The 19965-nt window shown below is 74.2% G+C and carries 14 protein-coding genes; 8 read left to right on the top strand and 6 right to left on the bottom strand.

Annotated elements, in window-relative coordinates:
* Positions 1 to 11: 11 nt before the first annotated feature.
* From ACWEQG_RS30180 to ACWEQG_RS30170, 3 genes are all read left to right on the top strand, one after another.
* Entirely contained in the window at positions 12 to 1331 is a 1320-nt protein-coding gene (locus ACWEQG_RS30180) for an amidohydrolase family protein (RefSeq protein ID WP_452289887.1), read from the top strand.
* A gap of 39 nt (positions 1332 to 1370) precedes the next feature.
* Entirely contained in the window at positions 1371 to 4673 is a 3303-nt protein-coding gene (locus tag ACWEQG_RS30175; RefSeq protein ID WP_452289885.1) for a BTAD domain-containing putative transcriptional regulator, read from the top strand.
* A 70-nt stretch (positions 4674 to 4743) separates the two neighbouring features.
* Entirely contained in the window at positions 4744 to 5391 is a 648-nt protein-coding gene (locus ACWEQG_RS30170; RefSeq protein ID WP_452289883.1) for a hemerythrin domain-containing protein, read from the top strand.
* Between the two features lie 79 nt (positions 5392 to 5470).
* Here the strand turns inward: ACWEQG_RS30170 and ACWEQG_RS30165 are convergent, their stop codons facing one another.
* A complete protein-coding gene (locus ACWEQG_RS30165; RefSeq protein ID WP_452289881.1) occupies positions 5471 to 6772 on the bottom strand; it encodes an alpha/beta fold hydrolase in 1302 nt (433 codons plus the stop codon).
* 263 nt (positions 6773 to 7035) lie between these two features.
* Entirely contained in the window at positions 7036 to 7476 is a 441-nt protein-coding gene (locus ACWEQG_RS30160) for a DoxX family protein (RefSeq protein WP_452289879.1), read from the bottom strand.
* Positions 7477 to 7572: 96 nt separating this feature from the next.
* Between ACWEQG_RS30160 and ACWEQG_RS30155 the strand changes: the two genes are divergently transcribed.
* The 4 genes from ACWEQG_RS30155 (at position 7573) to ACWEQG_RS30140 (ending at position 12828) form a co-directional block, all read left to right on the top strand.
* Complete coding sequence (locus ACWEQG_RS30155) at positions 7573 to 8151, top strand: TetR/AcrR family transcriptional regulator (RefSeq protein WP_452289877.1); 579 nt, start codon at positions 7573 to 7575, stop codon at positions 8149 to 8151.
* Between the two features lie 143 nt (positions 8152 to 8294).
* On the top strand, positions 8295 to 11633 hold the full coding sequence (locus ACWEQG_RS30150; protein WP_452289875.1) for a BTAD domain-containing putative transcriptional regulator: 3339 nt from the start codon (positions 8295 to 8297) through the stop codon (positions 11631 to 11633).
* 91 nt (positions 11634 to 11724) lie between these two features.
* Complete coding sequence (locus tag ACWEQG_RS30145) at positions 11725 to 12357, top strand: hemerythrin domain-containing protein (RefSeq protein WP_452289873.1); 633 nt, start codon at positions 11725 to 11727, stop codon at positions 12355 to 12357.
* Positions 12358 to 12363: 6 nt separating this feature from the next.
* Positions 12364 to 12828 (top strand): nitroreductase/quinone reductase family protein, encoded by a 465-nt coding sequence (locus ACWEQG_RS30140; protein ID WP_452289872.1) that lies wholly within the window; start codon positions 12364 to 12366, stop codon positions 12826 to 12828.
* A 128-nt stretch (positions 12829 to 12956) separates the two neighbouring features.
* Here ACWEQG_RS30140 and ACWEQG_RS30135 read toward each other — a convergent pair whose 3' ends face one another.
* On the bottom strand, positions 12957 to 14795 hold the full coding sequence (locus tag ACWEQG_RS30135) for an MFS transporter (RefSeq protein WP_452289870.1): 1839 nt from the start codon (positions 14793 to 14795) through the stop codon (positions 12957 to 12959).
* Positions 14796 to 15000: 205 nt separating this feature from the next.
* Positions 15001 to 15600, bottom strand: coding sequence for a TetR family transcriptional regulator (locus tag ACWEQG_RS30130; protein WP_363472544.1), 600 nt, complete (start codon positions 15598 to 15600; stop codon positions 15001 to 15003).
* Positions 15601 to 15724: 124 nt separating this feature from the next.
* On the opposite strand from ACWEQG_RS30130, the gene ACWEQG_RS30125 reads away from it, so the two are divergent.
* Positions 15725 to 17101, top strand: coding sequence for a protein kinase domain-containing protein (locus ACWEQG_RS30125; protein ID WP_452289868.1), 1377 nt, complete (start codon positions 15725 to 15727; stop codon positions 17099 to 17101).
* Between the two features lie 38 nt (positions 17102 to 17139).
* Here the strand turns inward: ACWEQG_RS30125 and ACWEQG_RS30120 are convergent, their stop codons facing one another.
* Complete coding sequence (locus ACWEQG_RS30120; protein ID WP_452289866.1) at positions 17140 to 18336, bottom strand: FAD-dependent oxidoreductase; 1197 nt, start codon at positions 18334 to 18336, stop codon at positions 17140 to 17142.
* 74 nt (positions 18337 to 18410) lie between these two features.
* On the bottom strand, positions 18411 to 19901 hold the full coding sequence (locus tag ACWEQG_RS30115; protein WP_452289864.1) for a WS/DGAT/MGAT family O-acyltransferase: 1491 nt from the start codon (positions 19899 to 19901) through the stop codon (positions 18411 to 18413).
* Positions 19902 to 19965 lie beyond the last annotated feature (64 nt).

Genomic DNA, 19965 nt, shown 5'->3' with positions numbered 1-19965 from the left:
AGGAGCCAAGGATGCCTCTCAGCAACGACCTGGTCGTCACCGGCGGTCACGTGCTCGGCATGGACCCGGCCGTCCCGGACGGCCCCGCCGACGTCGTCGTCCGCGACGGCGTCATCGTCTCGGTCGGTCCCGCCGCCGAGGTCCCCCCGGGCGCCGACGTCCTGGACGCCACCGGCTGCGTGGTGATGCCGGGGCTGGTCGACACCCACCGCCACACCTGGCAGTCGGCGCTGCGCCACATCGGGCTCGACTGGAGCCTGATGGACTACCTCGGAGCCGCGTTCCTCCAGCTCGGGCCGAACTTCCGGCCGGAGGACGTCTACGCGGGCACCCTGCTCGGCGCGCTCGGCGCGCTGGAGTCGGGGATCACCACGCTGGTCGACTGGTCCCACATCCAGAACACTCCCGAACACAGCGACGCCGCCGTGGCCGCGCTGCGCGACAGCGGGATCCGGGGCGTCTTCGCGTACGGCTGGCCGCAGGTCGATCCGCTCCACTGGGTCGGCGACCACAGCGACGCGGAGCTCCCCGCCGACGTCCGCCGCGTCAGGGACGTGCTCCGCGACGACGCCGCCCGCGTCACGATGGCCCTGGCGGCGCGCGGCCCCGAGATGTCGGCCCCCTCCGCCGCCCGGCGCGACCTGCTGCTCGCGCGGGAGCTCGGCCTGCGGGTCACCATGCACGTCGGCTCCGCCGACAAGACCGGCAGCGTCGGGTGGCTGCACGACGAGGGCCTGCTCGACGAGACGGTCACCCTGGTGCACGCGAGCGCGACCGGCGACGACGAGCTGAAGGCCGCCGCCGGTGCGGGCGCGACCGCGAGCGTGTCGCCGTTCATCGAGATGACGATGCCCGGGCTCGGCACGCCCGCGACCGGCCGGCTCCTGCGGGCGGGCGTCGTCACCGGCCTCAGCGCCGACACCGAGGTCGCCACCTCCGGAGACATGTTCACGCAGATGCGCGCCGCCCTGGCCCACCACAGGTTCACCCAGGACCCGGCGCCGCTGACCGCCGGCGACCTGCTGCGGATGGTCACCGCCGACGGCGCCGCGGTGGCCGGGCTGGCGGGCGTCACCGGCAGCCTCACGCCCGGCAAGCGGGCCGACCTGATCGTGCTCGCGGCCGACACCCCCGCCGTGGCGCCGGTGCTCGACCCCCGCGCGGCCGTCGTCCTCGCCGGCCACCCCGGGCTGGTCCGCACGGTCGTCTGCGACGGCGTGGTCGTCAAGCGGGACGGCGTGCTCACCGGGCCGGCCGGGCGGGCCATGGACGCCGCGAAGGCGAGCCTCGCCCACCTCCGCGGAGCCGTGCCCGGACTGCCCGTCGCCTGACGCCGCGATGCCGGCCGGTGATCGTGGCACAATCCCGGCATGGCGGTCATGTTCCGGGTGCTGGGCCCGGTCGAGGCGTACGTCGACGGCGTTCCCGTGGACCTCGGCGGGCCACGGCCCCGGCTGCTGGTGGCCCGTCTGCTGATCGCCAGGGGCGCGACCGTTTCGGTGGACGCGATCCTCGACGACCTGTACGACGGCGCGCCGCCGCCGCGCGCCCAGAACACGCTGCACAGCTACATCTCCACCCTGCGCCGGGTGCTCGAACCCGGCCGCGCTCCCCGCACGCCGTCGTCCGTGCTCCTCAGCCGCCCTCCCGGGTACGCGCTCGGGCCGCACGAGGTGGACGCGGAGGAGTTCGTCCGCCTGGCCCAGGCCGGCGAGCCCGAACGCGCGCTGGCCCTGTGGCGCGGCATGCCGTACGAGGAGTTCGGCGACGTGCCCTGGCTCCGGCCGGAGATCGAGCGGCTCGCCGAGGCCCACCTCGTGACGCGGGAACGGCTCCTGGCCGGGCGGGTCGGCGACCCGCACGTGGTGGGCGAGCTGGAGGCCCTGGTGGCCGCGCACCCCCTGCGCGAAGGGCTGTGGGAGCTGCTCGCCCGCACGCTCTACGCCCTCGGACGGCAGGCGGACGCCCTGGACGCGCTGCGCGCGGCCCGGGCCCACCTGGCCGAGGAGCTCGGCCTCGACCCCGGCCCGGCGCTGCGGCGGCTGGAGGAGGCGATCCTCGCCCAGGACCCGGCCCTCGACGGCTCCGGCCCCGTACGGCGGGGCCCGGCCGCACCGGCCGAGGCGCCGGGGGCGGACCGGCCGGAGCGGCGGGCCGTCGGCCGGAGCACGCAGCTCGACCGGCTGGGCGAGCTGGCGCGCGACGTGGCCGCAGGGAGGCCGAGGATCGCGGCGATCTCCGGTGAGCCGGGAATCGGCAAGACGTGGCTGACGGAGGCGTTCGCGGAGCGGCGGGCCGCCGAGGGCTGGCTGGTCGCGTGGGGCAGGTGCCACGAGACCTCCGGCGCGCCCGCCCTGTGGCCCTGGCAGCAGGTCGTCGGGGATCTCACCGCCCGGGTGCCCCCTTCCCCGGCCCAGGCCGCCGCCCTGCGGGTCCTGCTCGGCGACACCGCGCGAGACGACACCGCGCGAGACGGCACCGCCCCGCGAGACGGCACGGCGTCGCCCGGCGATCGGCCGGCCGAGGCGGGCGAGGCCCGGTTCCGGCTGCACCAGGCCACCGCGGCGTACCTGGAGACGGTCGCCGCCGACCGGCCGCTGCTCGTGGTGATCGACGACCTCCAGTGGGCCGACACGGCGTCGCTCGGCCTGCTGTCCGATCTCCCGATGCTGCTGCGCGGCAGGGTCGCGATCGTGGTCACCGTACGGTCCGGCGAGGGCCCGGCCGCGGTGCACGACGCGCTCGGCATGCTCGGCCGGCACGACGCCCTCCGCCTGCCGCTGGCCGGGCTCGACCCCGCCGCGGTCGCCGAGCTGTCCGGGCTGCGCGACGCGGCGGCCGTGGCGGCGCTCGCCGAGCGCACCCGGGGCAATCCGCTGTTCATCCGCGAGACCCTCCGCCTGGCCGAGGACCAGGGCATCGAGCGGGCGCTCACCGGCGTGCCCGAGGGCCTGGCCGACGTGCTGCGCCGCCGCCTGCTCGACCTGCCCGCCCCGTACCGTCCCGCGATCGACGCGGCGGCCGTGCTCGGCACCGGCGCGGACCGGGGGCTGCTGGCCGAGGTCGCCGGGGAGGCCTCGGGCGCGGACGTGGACGAGGCGCTCGACGCGGCGACCGCCATCCGCGTCCTCGACGAGGACCTGCGCTTCACCCACGACCTCATCCGGGAGACGGTTTACGCCGACATCCCGCCGCGCCGCCGGGCCGGGCTCCACCTGGCCGCGCTGCGGGCGCTCCGGCGACGGCCGGGGGCCGACCTGGCGGTGCTCGCCAGGCACGCGCTGGCCGCCGGTCCCGGCGCCGCGGCCGACGCGGTGCGCTGGGCCTCGGCCACCGCGCGGCAGGCGGCCGGCCGGCACGCCTACGAGGACGCCGCGCAGTGGTGGCGGCGCGCGGTCGAGGCGCACGGGACGCTGCCCGGCGCGGACCCGGCCGGACACGTGGAACTGCTGCTGGAGCTGGTCCGCGCGCAGCTCGACGCCGGCGACGGCGTCTCTGCCCGGCAGACCAGGGTGGAGGCGGTGCTCGCGGCCGACGGACCGGGTGATCCGCTGCTCGCCGCCCGCGCGCTGACCAGCCTCGACGCTCCCGCCCTGTGGAAGATGTACGCGTACGGCGACGTGGAGCTGCAGGTGGTGCGGCGGATCGAGGACGCGCTGGCCGCCCTGCCCGAGGAGGACTCCGAGCTGCGCTGCCGGCTGCTCGGCTGCCTGGGGATGGAACGTTACGACAGCTCGGCCGATCCCCGGTGCGACACTGCCACCGCCGAGGCGCTGGCCATGGCCCGCCGCCTGGTCGCCCGGGGCGAGGCGGGCGAGGAGCTGCTCGGGTTCACGCTCAACGCGCGCTTCCTCGGCGTGCACCTGCCGGAGCGCATCCCGGAGATCGACGCCATCGGCGAAGAGCTCACCCGGCTCGGATCGCCCGGGTTCGAACTGCTCGGCCACATGATCAGGGAACGTTCCCGGATGGAGCTGTTCGACGTCGCCGGGGCCGACCGGGCCGCCGAGCGGGCGGCCGTGCTGGTCCAGCGGCTCGACCTGCCCTGGCCGCGGTTCCAGCAGTTCATGTACACGGGCGCCCGGCGCCTGCTGGAGGGCGACTTCGACGGCGCGAGCGAGGCGTACGCCGCGGCGGCGGAGGCGGGCGAGCGGCTCAACCTCTGGTACACGAGCACCGTGCTCGCCTCCGCGCTGCTCGCCCGGCAGTTCACGATGCGGGAGACCGACGGCGTCGAGGAGTTGATGGAGCAGTACTCCCCCTTCCCGGCCCACCGGCAGGTGATAGGCGTGCTCGTCGGGGACTGGCGGGGCGACCGCGGGCCGGCCGCGGCGGCGCGCGAGCAGGGCTGGCACGCGCTGCCGCGCGACTTCGGCGAACTGCCCGGGATATGCCTGCTGGGCGAGGCCCAGATCGTCGCGGGCGACCACGAGGGGTGCGCCCGGACCTATCGCAGGCTCCTGCCGTACGAGGACAGGATCGCCTTCGGGGCTGGGACGTTCTGCGCCGGGCCGGTCGGCTACTTCCTGGGGCGGCTGGCCCACCTGGGCCGGGCCGCCGGGCCGGAGACGGCGCGGGCGCATCTGGAGGCGGCCGGGAAGCGGTGCGCGGCGGCCGGGCTGGCCTGGTGGGCCGCGCGCATCGCCGCCGAACGCGAGGCCGTACGCGGCTGACGAGCGGGCGGTGAGCGGGCCGCAAGCCGGCGTTGAGTCGCGATGAAGGCGGGTCCCGCATCGTGGGGCCATGACAACACCGACGCAGACCCGGCGCCGGCCGGGCGAACCCGCTCCCGACCTCGTCACGTTCCTCGTCTTCCACGCCGGCCTCCGGCGCGAGTTCGGCAGGCTGGCCGAGGTCCTCGACCGCTGCGACCCCCGCGACGAGCGGCGCCGCGCGGTCGTCGACGAGCACCTCGCGCTGCTGCTGCGCGCCCTGCACCATCACCACACCGAGGAGGACGAGGCGATCTGGCCGCTGCTGCGCGGCCTCGTCCCGGAGGCCCGCGCGGTGCTGGACCGGCTCGAAGCCGACCATCAGGAGATGGACGCCGTCATCGGCAGGCTCTCCGACGGCGGCCGGCCCGCCCGCGACGTCGCGGGCGACCTGCGCGCGCTCGACCGGCTGCTGAACACCCACCTCGACCTGGAGGAGTCCGAGGTCGTCCCGCTGATCAGGGAGCACGTCAGCGCGGCCTGGTGGGAGGAGTCGGGCAAGAAGGTCGGCAAGAGCCACGGCCGCGACCTCCCGATGCTCGCCGCCTGGCTGGTCGACGTGGCCACCCCCGCCGACCGCGAGCACATCTTCAGGACCGCCCCGGCGATCATGCGGATCCTCTACCGGCTCTCCTGGCGCCGGACGTACGAGCGCCGGGTCTCCCAGGTGTACGGGTGACAGGTGTACGGGTGACAGGTCTACGGATGATGACCGGGCCTGCGGCCTCCGCCACGGCGGCGGAGGCCGCCGGGCCGGGTCAGTCGCCGGGAAGGCAGACGGTGCCGGGCGGGGGCACCGTCAGGTCCGTGAGATACCGGGTGGCATGCCCGATCGCACACCGGTCGCCGGAGAGGTAGAGGACGTGGCCGGGACCGTCGTACCTGACCGTGGCCGAGCCGGGGATCCGCCGGACCAGGCTGTCGGTGATCGAGAAGTCGCTCCAGGTCCCCGCGCCGAGCAGCGGCGGCAGGTCGCGGACCGGCAGGGGTCGGGACGGGTTCGCGACCGGCAGCGGCCACCCCGCGCAGGCGAGCTGGTCGAAGGTCGCCCCGCCGAAGCTCGGTGAGATCCTCCGCGCGTCGCGGCGGACCCTGACGTACTCGTCGTATCCGTGGTAGCCCCGGTCGTCGGCGCAGGTCATACCGAGTATGAGAGGTGTCGTCCAGGCGCGGACGTTGCCCAGGGCCGCGTCGGCGAAGCCCGAGCCGTCGCCGCGCCTGGCCTTGTCCACCGCCTCAGCGAAGGCCAGCCATCGGGAGTCTCCGGGCCCGGGGCCGGGGGCGAATCCGTACCATCGCAGATAGGAGCCGGTCAGCTTCCCCCGGCCGAACCGCTGCGAGGTGACCGGGATCGGCGACCTGTCGGCCCGCGCGGTGAGGTCGCGCCAGATCTTCCCGGCGTCCTCGCCGTGCAGCGCGCAGGCGGCGGTCTCCGCGCACCAGGCGGTGAAGCGGGCGAAGATCCGCTCAAGGTCCCGGTAGCCCAGCAGGCTCTGGTTCGCCCAGCCGGCGGTCTGGTTGACCACGCCGTCCAAGTACATCGCGCGGACACGGTCCGGGAACAGCCGGAGGTAGGCCTCGGCCGGCACCCCTCCGGCGGAGTTGGTCATGAAGCTGAGCCGCGGCTCACCCAGGGCCGCGCGGATCGCCTCCGTGTCGCGGGCCACCGACACCGAGTCGAGCCTGCCGTACAGCCCGCTGCGGTCCTCGGCCCGGCATCTGCGGATGGCCGCGGCGATCGCCCCGGCCTGCGCGTCGTACTCGGCCCGGTCGCGGGGCTCGGTCAGGGCCGGCACCGCCGGCCGTGCGCAGGACTCGGGCAGCTTGGCGGCGAGCCCGGTGTTGCGCGGATCGTAGGTGACCAGGTCGAAGCGCTCCCGGAGGCCGGCGAGGTCGCCCGCCGCCCTCTCGATGTCCTCGATCCCGCTGTTGCCGGGGCCGCCAGGGATGTGCAGCACGCTGCCGATCCGGCGCGCGGGATCGGTGGCCGGCAGGCGCGCGAGGCGCAGGGTCGTCGTCCTGCCGTCCGGGTGCGCCCAGTCGAGCGGCACGTCGAGCATGCCGCACCGCGTGTCCGCCGGGAGCCCGTCCCCGGTGCAGGCCGTCCATTCGATCGCCGGCCGGTATCCCGCGGCCCGGGCCGCGCCAGAGCGTGAAGCCGAGGGCCTCGTAACGGGCCGAAGCCACGGTGAGGTCGGTGGTGATGAGCACGGTGTGGTCGATGTCGTCGACATCGGGGGGCGTGCCGGCAGCAGTCATGATGGTGTTCCTTCGGGTTCGATGAGGCGCGCGTCCGGCGTGCCTGGCAGTGACCGGCTCTGGTTCACACGGCCGCCGCGACGGCGGCGGCGACGAAGAGCACCTGCAGGGCGGTGCGTGCGGGCAGCGGAGTCACCGGCTTTCCCGCCAGGGTGAGGCCGCGGCGCGCCGCCGAGACGTTGGCCGGGAACATGGCGATCATGAGCAGCGCGAGCCCGATCGCGGCGTACGGCGCGATCGGCGCCAGCAGCAGTCCGGCCGCGCCGGCCAGCTCCAGCACCCCGGTGAGGGTGACCAGCAGGGCGGGCCGGGGGAACACCGGGGGGATCATGGCGACGAAGTCCCGCCGCCACGAGGGCAGGAAATGCGGCACACCGGTGAAGACCAACATCAACGCCAGCGCGCCGCGCAGTGCGGGCTGCCAGCCGTCCAGCATGTCGACGCCGGCCAGACCCAGCAGCCGCAGGACGGCGAAACCCCCGATGAGGGCGATGAAGGGAACCATCCCTCCTCCAATCTTGTCATTGGCTAGATTGAAGGAGACTTCGGTATCTTGTCAACGTCAAGATAGAGTGGGCCGCCCAAGCAGCGCAGCGCGGAGGTGAGAGAGATCAACGAGCCGGCCTACCACCACGGCAACCTACGGCGGGCCGTCATCGACGCCGCCCTGCAGGCCATCGGCGAGTCCGGTCCGGCCGGATGGAGCCTGCGTGAGCTGGCCCGCCGTGCGGGCGTCTCGCATGCCGCGCCCGCGCACCACTTCGGCGACAAGACGGGACTGCTGACGGCCGTGGCCGCCGAGGGCTTCGAACTGTTCGCCGACAGCCTGGAACGCGCGGCCGGGGACGACGTCTTCGCGGTGGGGGTGGCCTACGTGCGCTTCGCCATCGACCACAGGCCCTACTTCGAGGTGATGTTCCGTCCGGAGCTGTATCGCGCGGACGATCCGGGGATGCGATCGGCGCGTGAGCGTGCCGCCGCTGTGCTCGTCACCAGCGCGGGCACCCTGTCGCCGAGCCCGGCGCAGGACCGGCTGACCACGATCGCGGCGTGGTCGCTCGCCCACGGGTTCGCCGGCCTGTGGCTCAGCGGCTCCCTGCCGGAGAGCGCCCAGGGCGATCCGGAGACGATCGCCCGGGCGCTCGTCGAGCTCGTCTTCGGATCCCTGGGCAGGACCTGATCGGGGGTAGGCGGCGTCACGCGGATCGCGGCCTCGCCCGGTGCCCCCTCGGCGACCTGGATCGTCCTGCTCGGCCGCCTGAATAGGGCTGCCGGAATTGTGACTATGCCGGGGCGTGGAACGATCCCTATGCTCTCCTCGAAATGGTGCGTTTATGGGTTCTCGGCCAGTTCCGGGCCGAAGTGGGCGGGCATTCGGTCGACCTCGGACCGCCGCTCCAGCGGGCGGTGCTGGCGAGACTCGTCTGCGCCGGCGGGCACGTGGTCTCGACCGACCGGTTCATCGACGACCTGTGGCAGGGCCAGCCCCCGCCGAAGGCGCTGGGCGCGTTGCAGGTCTACATCTCCAACCTGCGCCGCGTCCTCGAACCGGGCCGCGCGCCGCGGACTCCGGCGAGGGTCCTGGTGACCGCTCCACCCGGATATGTGCTGCACCTCGACGCCGACGCCGTGGACGCGTGGCGCTTCCCCACGCTGATGGACGCGGCGTCGAGCCTCCTCGGCGGGGGCGAGCCGGCCGAGGCGCTGCGCACGGTCGACGAGGCCCTGTCGCTGTGGAAGGGATCCGCCTTCGCCGAGTTCGGCGACGAGGACTGGGCGGTGCCGGAGGCGGCCCGGCTGGAAGAGATGAGGATGCTGGCCGCCGAGTATCGCGCGGAGGCGAAGCTCGCGCTCGGCCGGCATGCCGAGATCGTGCCCGAGCTGGAGCGGCACGTCGCCGGCCACCCGCTGCGCGAGGACGCCGTGCGCCTTCTGGCCCTCGCCTACTACCGCTCGGGACGGCAGGCCGACGCCCTGGCGGCGCTGCGCAGGACCCGGGCCAAGCTGGCGGAGGAGCTGGGCATGGACCCGGGCCCCGCCCTGCGCGCTCTCGAGGCCGGCATCCTCACGCACAGCGAAGCCCTCGACGCGCCGAAGACCGCCGCCGCGCCGTTGAGTCTCACCCCGCCGCCGGCCGCCCAGTCACCGGCCCTCCAATCCCCGGCCGCGCCGCCGGCCGACATCCCGCAGGCCCGGATGATCGGCCGTACGGCGGAGCTGGGCCGCCTGGTCTCCGCCGCCGAGCAGGCCAGGCACGGGTTCCGCGTGGCCTGGCTGGGCGGCGACCCCGGCGCGGGCAAGAGCACGCTGGCCGACGCCCTGCTGCGGCGCCTGGCCGGCGAGGGCTGGCGGGCCGCGGTCGGCCGGTGCCCGGAGACGCTCGGCGGCGTGCCGCCCGCGTGGGCGTGGACCGAGGTCCTGCGGACCCTGTTCGCGGTCCATCCTGCCGATCCCGGGACGGAGGCGCGGCTCGCGCCCCTGTTGCGGGAGGACTCCCCCGGCGCCGGCCAGTTCCTGCTCGCCCAGGCGGTGGGCGACTACCTGGAGAGCGTTCCCGGGCCGCTGCTGCTCGTGCTGGAGGACGTCCACCGCGCCGACGACGCCACCTTGCAGTTGCTGCGTCATCTGACGGCGCGGCTGGCGGGCGTCCCCGTTCTGGTGGTCCTCACGCACCGGCCGACGGAGGCCGGCGACCACCTGATGGCGGCGGGAGCCGCTCTGGCCGTGCAGACGGCGGAGAACGTGACGCTCGCGGGGCTGGACCAGGACGACGTCCGCCGCCTGCTGCTGGAACGCTCCGGTCTGGAGGCCGACCCGCACACGGTCCGCGCGGTCGCCGAACGGACCGGCGGCAACCCGCTGTTCGTGGCCGAGACCGCCCGTCTGATGGCGACGGAGGGAGCCGCGGCGGCCCACTCGCTGCCCCCCGGGGTCCGCGACCTCATCCGCAGGCGGATCGCCCGCCTCCCCGCGACCGCCCAGACGACGCTGCGCAACGCCGCCGTCATGGGCAGGGACGCCGACGTGGACGTGCTGGTCGCCGTGCAGAATGCCGACGAGGAGACCGTCCTCGACGGCCTGGAGGCGGGAGTGCTCGCCGGGCTGCTCACCGAGCCGGCTCCGGGCATGGTGCGGTTCACCCACGTGCTCGTGCGGGAGACCCTCTACGAGGACATCCCCCGGCTGCGCCGTACACGGCTGCACGCGAAGGTCCTCACCGCGCTGGAGCGGGTGCGCCCGGGCGACGTCGGCGCGCTCGGCTACCACGCGCTGGCCGCCGCCACGGCGGCCACGGCGCGCGAGGCCGCGCAGTACGCGCGGAAGGCGGCGGCACAGGCGTCCGGCGTCTACGCCCACAGCGAGGCGGCGAGCCTGCTGGAGGGCGCGCTCGACGCGCTGGACCTGGCGACCGAGCCCTCGGACGACCTCCGGCTCGATCTGCTGTGCCGTCTGGTCTCGGCGCGGGCGAGCGCGGGCGACGTCATCCGGGCCACGGCCACCCGCGGACGTGCCCTGGCGCTGGCCAGACGACTCGGCGACGCCGGGGCCCTCGCCCGCGCGGCCGTCGCCCTCGACGCCCCCATGATCTGGCAGAACGACAACGAGCTCGACGTCGACATCGTGGAGACCATCCACGCCTGCCTGCCCGCCGCGACGGGCGAGCTGAGGTGCCGGCTGCTCGCCGCCCTGGCGCAGGAGATGGGCGGCCACGACGAGGAGATCGTCGACAGCGCGAGCGCCGAGGCCGTCGAGATCGCCCGCGACCTCGGTGATCCCCGGCTGCTGTGCCTGGCGCTCGCCGCACGCTACTGGGCGACCTTCGTGCCGGGCCGCCGCGACGAGCTGGAGCCGGTCGGGCACGAGCTGCTGGAGGTCTCCGCCCGCGAGGGGTTGCTCGGCTACCAGACGCTCGGCCACCACGCGCTGTGCATGGTCGCGCTGGGCCGCAACGACTGGGCCACCGCCGAACGGCACGCCGCGCGGGCGATGGAATACTCCACGAGCGGCCAGCTGGGCCTCGTCCTGGCCATCATCGCGTTCCTCGACGCCCTCCACCTTCTGGTGAAGGGAGAGTTCGAGCAGGCCGAGGCCGCCTACACGGTCCTGTCCGACCGCATGGGAGAGGCCGGAGGACCCAACGCCACCTCCTTCCGCAGCCTGGCCCGGTTCGTGGTCCGCCTCGCCTGCGGCCGGGCGCACGAGTCGGTGGCCGAGCTCGCCGCCGCCCGCGCCCGGATTCCCGAAGAGATCGACGAGTTCCACGTCAGCGCGCTGGTCGCCGCCGGGCGACTCGAGGAGGCCCGGTCCGCCTGGCCGGTGGACCGCTGGCCGACGCGGTGGGTCTACCACACGATCAACCTGGCGCTCCGGGCGGGCAACGCGATGGCCCTCGGCGCCCGGGATGTGGCCGAGGACTGCTACCGCCTTCTCCTTCCGTTCCGGGGGGAGATGGTCGGCCTGCACACGGTGGCGGTCACGCTCGGCCCGACCGGTCTCGTGCTGGGAAGGCTGGCGGAGTACCTGGGCGACCCCGCCGCGGCGGCGGAGCACTACGCCACCGCCGCCGCCGTCGCCGGGCAGCTCGACTCGCCGCACTGGCGTGAGGAGGCGCTGCGGGCGCGCGAGGAGGCGCTGCGGGCGCTCGACGCGCTGAAACCGTGAGGCCAGAGCCGCCAAGTGGCCGCCAAACAGGCGTTTAGCGGCCGGGGCCACCGTGGTTCCGACACCGATTGGGACATCATGGAGGCTCACCGTGGAGACCCCCGACCTCACCGGGATCCGCATCATCCACCGCGCCATGCGCGGCGACCTGCACCGGCTCCGCACGCTCGCCGAGGACCTCGAGGCGGGACGCCAGCGGGCGGACTCGGCCCGCGCCGCCGCCATCACCCGCTACGCGGAGGACGTCTGCGGCGCGATCCACCACCACCACAGCAGGGAGGACGAGATCGTCTGGCCGGTCATCGAGCGGTCGGCGGGCACCGCCGTCGACCTCGCCGACCTGTCCGACGACCACTCCGAACTCGACCCCCTGCTCGAGCGGGTCCGCGTCGCGGCGCGGGCCTTCGCGGGCGGCCGGGCCGTCGCCGAACTGGCGGCCGCGCTGCGCACGCTGTCGGAGCTCATCGACGAGCACATCGAAGAGGAGGAGCGGAGGATCTTCCCGGTCATCGAGAAGTACGTCTCGGCGGCCGACTGGAAGACGATGGAGAAGTCGCTCAGGGGCGGCGGCGACCCGCGCTTCGAGCTCTCCTGGGTCGACCGGTACGCGAGCCCGGAGGAGATGGCGCACATCCGCAAGCTGGCCGGGCCGATCCTCAGCCTGCTCCTGACGCTGGCGCGGCCCTCCTCCCGGCGCCGCCGGCGGCTCGTCTTCGGGAGCTGAGCGGCCATGGCACGACGTTCCCGTCTCTACAACAGGATCATCCGGCACGTCTGCGACCGGCAGGTGCGCAGCTATCGCAGGACCGGCGGGCGCAAACCCGCCACCATGCGGGGCATCCCCGTCCTGCTCCTCACGACGCGAGGCCGCAGGACCGGCCTGCCCAGGACCCGGCCGGTCGGCTACGGCAGGGACGGGCGGCGGTTCGTCGTCGTCGCCTCGAACGGGGGCGACGACGCCACTCCCGCCTGGTGGCTCAACCTGCGCGACGACCCCGTCGCGGAGATCGAGGTCGGCGGCGACGACGGTCTCACCGTGATCAAGGTGCGCGCCGCCGAGGCCACCGGCGAGGAGTACGACCGCCTGTGGCGGGCGATGAGCCGGCGGCATCCCGTCTACGAGAAGTACAAGGACATGACGCCGCGCCGCATCCCCGTGGTGGTGCTCGAACCTCTCGACGCCCTCCCCACGTGATCCGGCCGCCGACGGCCCCACTGCCGGGCGCCGGCCGGCGCGGCGGCCGCGGGCGGGGGCCGCGGGCGGGGGCCGTGCCAGGTCCCCGCCCGGCCGCACGCGTACGCCGGCGCCCCGCCCGTGCGCGCCTACTTGTCCCGCGCGGCGCGTTCGTCCCGCGCGGTGCGCGAGGCGTCGAACTCCTCGTCCGGCACGACCAGCTCGTTGCCGGCCAGACCGGCCTCGCCGGCGACCGCGGCGAGCTCGGAGCCGAGCGACTCGTGGGCGGCGGCGCGGTGCCCGCGGCGGACGCGGTCGGTCAGCAGCGACGACAGGGCGGCCACCAGGCACGCGGCCACGGCGAACCAGAAGGCGATGACGAGCCCCTGGTGGAAGGGGCCCGCGATGAGGTGCGGGAAGAACTCCTTGCTCGTCAGATGGGCGCCGCCGTCGGGCAGCCGGTCCAGGATGCCGCCGAGGAGCTGCCGGAACGGGTTGTATCCGAGGAACGCCGCGAACAGCACGGCGATCGGCGGCAGCTGGGCGATGCCCTCGGCCTGTGCGGCGGGCACGCCCTGGGCCACCAGCTCGTCGTGCATGGTCTGCGGCAGCGACTGCGCCAGGCCCGCGATCATCAGGCTGAAGAACACGCCGATGGACAGCACCATCGAGGAGTTCTGGAAGGTCGCGGTCATGCCCGCGCCGACACCGCGGGACTCCGCCGGGACCGAGTTCATGATCTCTGCCCGGTTGGGCGAGGAGAACAGCCCGGACCCGACGCCGTTGACCAGGATGAGCAGCGCGAAGACGCCGTAGCCGAAGTCCGTCGGCAGGGTCATCAGGGCGTAGAAGCTCGCCGCGGTGATCAGGGCGCCGCCGACCGTGAACATCCGCGGCCCGAACCGGTCCGACAGCCAGCCGGAGACGGGCGCCGACAGCAGGAAGCCCACGGTCAGCGGGATCATGTAGATGCCCGCCCACAGGGGCGTCTCCTCGAAGCTGTAGCCGTGCAGCGGCAGCCAGATGCCCTGCAGCCAGATGATCAGCATGAACTGCAGGCCGCCGCGCCCGAGGGCGGTGAGCAGGCTGGCGACGTTGCCCGCGAGGAACGCGCGGTCGCGGAACAGCGTGAGCCGGAACAGCGGTTCGGCCACCCGGGTCTCGATCCAGGCGAACAGCGCCAGCAGCAGGACGCCCCCGGCGAGCGCGGTGATCACCCAGGGGTTGCCCCAGCCCATCACGCCGGTCCCGTACGGCTGGATGCCGTAGGTGATGCCGACCAGCAGCGCGATGAGGCCGACGGCGAAGGTCGCGTTGCCCCACCAGTCCATCCGCGCCCGGCGCCGCACGCCGTTGTCGCGCAGCTTGACGTACGCCCAGACGGTGCCGAAGACGCCGAACGGCACGGAGACCAGGAAGATCGCCTTCCAGTTCACCGGGGCGAGGACACCACCGATGACCAGGCCGAGGAAGGAGCCCGCGATGGCGGCGATCGAGTTGATGCCGAGCGCGGTGCCCCGCTGGCGGACGGGGAAGGCGTCGGTCAGGATCGCGGTGGAGTTGGCGAACAGCAGCGCGCCGCCGACGCCCTGGACGATCCGCCAGCCGATCAGCCACACCGCCCCGGCGTCGCCGTCCATCCAGGTCAGCGACAGCATGATCGAGCAGAGGCTGAAGACCGCGAACCCGAGGTTGTACATGCGGACCCGGCCGAACATGTCGCCCAGGCGGCCGAACATCACCACCAGCACGGCCGTGACGACCATGAAGCCCATCATCATCCACAGCAGGTAGCCCGTGTTGCCGGGGTCGAGCGGGTTGAGGCGGATGCCGCGGAAGACGTCCGGAAGGGCGATCAGCACGATGGACTGGTTGATCGTCACCATCAGGACGCCGAGGGTGGTGTTGGACAGCGCGATCCATTTGTACCGCGAGGGCGGCGCCGACTGCGGCGACGCTCCCGCCCGGGACTGGTTCGCTACGGCCACGGAGTGGTTCCCCTCCTCTTGGTCCGCACAGCGCACGGCCTGTTTCCGGCGCGGCGAGCGGCGGACGAACCGTTAGTTAGGACAACTAAATTACCCCGGCCGGATGACGTTGATGTATCCCGTCGTGCGCAACAAAGGCCGCCATGGGGCCCTTAAACGCTTCTGGGCGTTATTCGACGTATTTTCGGGCGGCGCACCGCCGGCGTCAGGACGTGAGCGCGCCGGCGATCACGTCGGCCACGCTGTCCACGACCGTGCCGCGGTCGAGCCCGGGGTTCTCCAGCCACCAGTCGCCGATCGCCTGCACCATGCCGACGAACGCGTGGCCGAGCACCTGGGCGCGCACCGGGTCGGCGACGCCCTCCTCCGCGAGCATCGCCCCCAGTTCCTCGCCGACGCCGCGCACGATGGCGGCCATCCGCGTGCGGGTGCGGCTGTCCTCCGCGCTGGCCCGGTGGAACAGGAACCGGTAGAGGTTGGGGTTGGCCGAGATTGTCTCGAGGTAGGCGTCGACGGCGGCCCGGGCGCGTACGCGGGGGTCGGCCATGGCTTTGGCGAACTCGGGGCGCAGCAGGTCGATCACGACACGCGTGTGGCGTTCGGCGAGAGCCTGGTAGAGGCCGCTCTTGTCCCCGAAGTGACGGTAGAGGATCGGCTTGGTGATTCCCGCCTCCGCCGCGATGGCGGCCATCGACGCGTGCGGGCCCTCCCTGCGGATGACCCGGTCGGCCGCGTCGAGCAGCTCCCTGCGCCGCTCCGGACTCCGGCCGCGCTCCCCTGTGCCGCCCGTCGTGAGCCCCGTCATGAGCACAGCATAGGGTCGCTGCCCCCGTCGTCCGGATCAAGACCGGGGCCGACGGGCGATCACTCCGGTAATGTGCCGGACGCGGGATTTGTGATCGCGGTTTCCGCCGGGTCGGAGGTGCGGGGTGGGCGAGGCGGGCGGGCCGCTGGTGCCGGGCTACGAGGTGCTCGGCATCCTCGGCCAGGGAGGCTTCGGGGTCGTGTACCGCGCCCGCCAGCTCGCGGTGGGCCGGGAGGTCGCACTCAAGATCGACAACCGGGTCCTCGTCTCCGACCGCGACCGGCGCAGGTTCATGCGCGAGGTGACCTCCGCCGGCGCCCTGTCCGGCCATCCGCACGTGGCCGACGTCTACGACGCGGGCGTCCTCCCGGACGGCCGGCCGTACATGGTGCTGGAATTGTGCCCCAACGGGTCGCTCGCCGACCGGCTGCGCGACGGCGGCCCGCTCGGCCCCCGCGAGGTGCGCGACATCGGCGTCAAGATCGCCGACGCGCTGGCCGCCGCCCACGCCCTGGGCGTCCTCCACCGCGACGTCAAGCCCGCCAACATCCTGGTCAACTCCTACGGCATGGTCGCGCTGTCGGACTTCGGGCTGGCCACGATGCCGGGGCAGGGCGGCGCGGCGCAGGGCGAGGTGTCGGTGACGCGCGAGTCGCTCACGCCCGCCTACGCCCCGCCGGAGGCGTTCGACCTCACCGAGCCCACCGCCGCGGGGGACGTGTACGCGCTGTCGGCCACGTTGTACGCCCTGCTGCGAGGCAGGCCGCCGCGTTTCCCCGACGGCGGCGTGGTGAACGTCGCGGCCATCATGGCGCTGCACCGGCTGCCGATCCCCGACATCCCCGGCGTGCCCGCCGCGTTCACCGCCGTCCTGCGTCACGGCATGGCCAGTGATCCGGCCCAGCGGATCCGTACGGCCGCCGGGCTGCGGGACGCGCTCGCCGCCCTGGCCGCGGACGGTTCCGCCGCCGGGGACGGCGCGCGGCCCACCGGGCCGGAGCCGCCCGGTGCGGGGAGCCCGGCCGGCGTCCCGGGGTGGGGCGTCCCCTCTCCCTCCGGATCCGCCGGGTACGGCCGGCATCCCGGGGAGGGACGGCCGGCCGAGCCGGGGCACGCGCTCACCGGCCCCGGCGGAGGCGCTCCCGCGTACGGTCAGGACATACGCCGGGCGGCGACCGCGCCGAACGCGGTGCCGAGCCCTCCGTCCGAGCGGCGGCCCCCCGCTCACCGGCCACCGGGTCAGCCGACGCGGCGTCCCGGGCAGGGGCCCGTGCCCTCGCCCCCACCGCGCACCGGCATGTCCCGGCAGTCGATCGTGTTCGCCGTGATCGCCGCCGTCTTCGCCCTGCTGCTCACGGCCGGGATCGCGGCGCTGACGCTGGGAGAGGGCGACCAGGGATCGGACACGCCCGTCACTCCCGGCGGGACCTACAGCCGGGGCGCGGACGGCGGAACCGGCCTTCCCGGCGGGCGCGTCCCGCTGGGCGCCTTCCACGCGTGACGCGCTCCCCTGCCCGAAGCGAAGGGCGGGGACCGCGGTCAGGGCGCGACGGTCTCGTTCCAGTCGATCCGGTAGCCGTGCATCCAGCCGAACATCCTGCGCGGGGTGGCGAAGGTCCGCATGGCGATCGGCGCGGTGACGCTCATGAGCATCCGGGCCACGCGACCGGACGCCTTCCTGCTGTTCGTCCTCGCCGCGGACGCCGCGATCTTCTCCACCCTGTCCCGGCGCAGCCTTTCGTACGCGGAGAACGCGGCGGGCACGTCGGGCAGGTCGCGCAGGCAGCGGGCGAGCTGGATCGCGCTCTCCACCGCGAGCGCGACGCCCTGGCCGGAGCTGGGCGAGGGCGCGTGCGCCGCGTCCCCGGCCAGCACCATCCGGCCGCGGTGCCACCGCGGCACCGGGGGCAGGATCTCCAGCGCGCCCAAGGCGGACAACTCGCCGGCCTCGGTGTGCCGGAGCAGGTCGCCGCCGGGCACGTCGTCCGCGTATGCCTCGCGCAGCACCTCCAGCCATCGCGCCGCGGGCACCTCCCGCGCCCGCGCCGCCGTCATGGGCTCGGGCCGCGGCAGGTTGCCGAACCACAGCGTGCGGCCGTCCGGCCCGGTCCAGTGGCCGAGGAAGGCCCGCCGGCCGAAGACGTAGTGCATCGTGTCCGGCGGACCGGGCACCGTGAGATCCGCCCGGCCGCCGAAGGCGATCAGCCCGGCGTACGCCGGGCCCGGCGCCCGCGGGTCGACGAGCGTGCGGACCGTGGAGCGGATGCCGTCCGCGCCGACGAGCACGTCGGCGGTCGCGGCGCTCCCGTCGGCGAATCGCGCGGTCACCCCGTCGCCGGTCTCCTCGACGCCGGTGAGCCTCCTGCCGTGCTCGACCCGCACGCCCCGCGCCGCCGCGTGGTCGTGCAGCAGGCGGTACAGCTCCGGGCGCCGCAGGACGTGGCCGGGCGGCAGGCCCGGCACACCGGCGTACACGCCGAACGTCCTGCCCCGGCCGTCGCCGATGACCGTGCGCCTGATCGGCCGGCCGCTCGCCTCCACGGCGTCGGCGACCCCGATGATCCGCAGCGCATCCAGGCCGTTCGGCGCCACCTGCAGCCAGCCGCCGAGGCCGTCGGCGGGCGTTTCATAGGCCTCGTGGATCGTGGCCTCGATCCCCGCCCTGCGCAGTGCGAGCGCCGTGACCGGGCCGGCGATCCCGCCCCCGATGACCAGCGCCGTCCTGACCCCTGTCACCCTCGTCCTCCTTCGCCCCCCACCACTGTCCGGCGCGGGACGAACAAGATCAACGGGTCTGCGGGAAATTCTCGTTACCCGGTTCCGCCCTGGCGCGCCCTGCGCGTACGGGGCCGGGCCCGGCCGGCCAGCGCGCCGTACTCGGCCAGCGAGTCCCGGAGGTAGTCGATGAGGTCCCACACGTCGGGCACCATGTCGCGGTCGGTGACGATGCCGAAGCCGAGCCTGCCGTCGTAGGAGAAAACGGTGATGTTGATCCCGCCGCTGACGTCCGTGATCACCGACATGGGGTAGAGCGCGGTGACGCGGGCCCCGCACACGTAGAGCGGAAGCTGGGGTCCCGGCACGTTGGAGACCAGCAGGTTCATCGCGGGAGCGGCGCGCGAGGCGATCCGGAAGGCGGACCTGGCCGCCAGCGCGCTCAGCGCGGCCGGCATCGCCTGGCTGAACTCCAGGAGCCAGGCCGCCGGCGCCGCGGCGAGCCGTTCCTTGATCAGCCGCATCGAGCGGTTCACCGACAGCAGCCGGTCGCGCGGGTCGGCCACGTCCGTCGGCAGGGTGGTCATGGTCAGCATGACCTCGTTGGCGGCCGATCCGTTGGGGGCCTGCCCCCGGGTCGAGACCGGGATCCCGGCGACCAGCGGCTGACGGGGCAGCTCGTCCCGCTTCACCAGCCAGCGCCGCAGCGCCGTGGCGCACATCGCCATGACGACGTCGTTGACGGTGACGCCGAAGGCGTTCTTGATCCGCTTGACCTCGTCCAGCGGCAGCTGACCGAACGCGAACCGGCGGTGCCGCGAGATCGGCCCGGAGAACGGCGTGCGCGGCACCACCCTGCGCGGCAGCTCCGGCAGGCTCTCGGCGGCGCCGCTGCCGATGCCGCGCACGAACCGCGAGACCAGCCCCGCCCCCGGGAGCTGGGCCACGAACGGCACCTCGTCCAGCCGCGGCATCGCCTCGGCCACGAACCGCAGCAGGGCGAACGGGTTGTCCAGCACCCGCGCGACGCCCCTGATGATCATTTCCACCGCGTCGGGGGCCTCCTGCGGCGCGGCCTCCGGAAGCGGCACGTCGGCCGGCTCGGTCTCGAAGTCCATCAGCGCGGCCAGCACCTCGGTCCCCGTGACACCGTCGACGGCGGCGTGGTGGACCTTCGTGTAGATCGCCACCCTGCCCTCGGCCAGGCCGTGGATCAGGTAGATCTCCCACAGCGGCCGCCCCCGGTCGAGCCGCGCCGCGTGCAGCCGGGCGACCTGCTCGGCGAGCTTGTGGTCGTCGCCGGGAGGAGGCAGCGCCAGGTCCCGTACGTGGTAGTCGAAGTCGATCTCGCGGTCCTCGGCCCAGTAGGGGTGATCGAGTCCGAAGGGCACCTGGACCAGCCGCCTGCGCAGCGGCGGCGCGAGATGGAGCCGCCGTTTGAGCAGCGCGATCACGTCCTCGCGGGTCAGCGCGCCGCCCGGCCTGCCGGCGGGGTCGAGGATCGTGAGCGCCGCGATGTGCGCCAGGTTGGTGGCCGTCTCGAAGTTGAGGAACTGCGCGTCGAAGGCGCTGACTTGCTGTGCCATGCCTACTGACCTGCCCCGAAAGCCGGGGCTCGGACCGCCCGTGCCACCCCGGAACCGTCCCGGA

Source organism: Microbispora sp. NPDC004025, from assembly GCF_053604425.1.
Note: the sequence above shows the minus strand (reverse complement) of the source record. Positions and strands in the feature narration are given on the sequence as shown.

Excerpts from the sequence above, each read along its gene's own strand:
- ACWEQG_RS30160 (WP_452289879.1), bottom strand. The coding sequence starts at position 7,476 with ATGGTTCCCTTCATCGCCCTCATCGGGGGTTTCGCCGTCCTGCGGCTG.
- ACWEQG_RS30180 (WP_452289887.1), top strand. The coding sequence starts at position 12 with ATGCCTCTCAGCAACGACCTGGTCGTCACCGGCGGTCACGTGCTCGGC.
- ACWEQG_RS30170 (WP_452289883.1), top strand. The coding sequence starts at position 4,744 with ATGACAACACCGACGCAGACCCGGCGCCGGCCGGGCGAACCCGCTCCC.
- ACWEQG_RS30140 (WP_452289872.1), top strand. The coding sequence starts at position 12,364 with ATGGCACGACGTTCCCGTCTCTACAACAGGATCATCCGGCACGTCTGC.
- ACWEQG_RS30115 (WP_452289864.1), bottom strand. The coding sequence starts at position 19,901 with ATGGCACAGCAAGTCAGCGCCTTCGACGCGCAGTTCCTCAACTTCGAG.
- ACWEQG_RS30165 (WP_452289881.1), bottom strand. The coding sequence starts at position 6,772 with ATGCTCGACGTGCCGCTCGACTGGGCGCACCCGGACGGCAGGACGACG.
- ACWEQG_RS30150 (WP_452289875.1), top strand. The coding sequence starts at position 8,295 with ATGGTGCGTTTATGGGTTCTCGGCCAGTTCCGGGCCGAAGTGGGCGGG.
- ACWEQG_RS30130 (WP_363472544.1), bottom strand. The coding sequence starts at position 15,600 with ATGACGGGGCTCACGACGGGCGGCACAGGGGAGCGCGGCCGGAGTCCG.
- ACWEQG_RS30175 (WP_452289885.1), top strand. The coding sequence starts at position 1,371 with ATGGCGGTCATGTTCCGGGTGCTGGGCCCGGTCGAGGCGTACGTCGAC.